The organism is Pseudoalteromonas luteoviolacea CPMOR-1 (genome assembly GCF_001625685.1).
GTDB lineage: Bacteria > Pseudomonadota > Gammaproteobacteria > Enterobacterales > Alteromonadaceae > Pseudoalteromonas > Pseudoalteromonas luteoviolacea_K.
The window spans coordinates 1-624 of the sequence record NZ_AUYC01000098.1 but is presented as its reverse complement, the minus strand read 5'-3'; the positions used below and the strand labels follow the sequence as shown (position 1 = coordinate 624).

Genomic DNA, 624 nt, shown 5'->3' with positions numbered 1-624 from the left:
CTTTATGCGCTCTTGGATCGAGGTGAAATCACTATCCTCTAGATTATTTGCCATGTTGGCTCTGACTGGGTTTAAATCTACGTAAGCCATACAACTGAGTAATGCCGTCTCATCTAGCAAGGCTTGTGACTTATATCGCCCTTCCCAGTATTTACCTGTACAGTTATCTTCCTTGTTTGCTTCTTTCGCAATGAACTCATTAAGATTTTTCATAAACCAGCTAATGTCATATAGCCTAGATCGCCACTTTTCAACTAACTCAGATGCAAGCAACTGCTCAGCTTCACTAAGAGCGTCACCGTTTAGTTGCCTATCAATAACAGGACTGCCCTTGTATAACTTGTACCACCTGGCTATTACTTCATTATCTGACCAACTCAGTGCTTGATGTCTATTCACTTTAACCACCAAATGATAGTGATTACTCATAATTGCATACGCAGCTATTTCAATGGCAAATACACTGCTTAGCAGCTTAACTCGCTCCACTAACCATGTCCGCCTGTGGTCAAAGTTTTTACCTGTATACTTATCCTCTCCGCACAAAAAAGCACGGCGTACACACCGTGCTATTAAGTGGTAATAAGACGTCGACGATAAATCGATAAGTGCTTTCCTTGCTCT

At 41.5% G+C, this 624-nt stretch carries 1 protein-coding gene; it reads right to left on the bottom strand.

Annotation, left to right across the window (positions count from 1 at the left end; translation table 11 throughout):
* The coding region (locus tag N473_RS26630; RefSeq protein WP_331248981.1) for a transposase at positions 1–624 on the bottom strand (624 nt) is incomplete at both ends.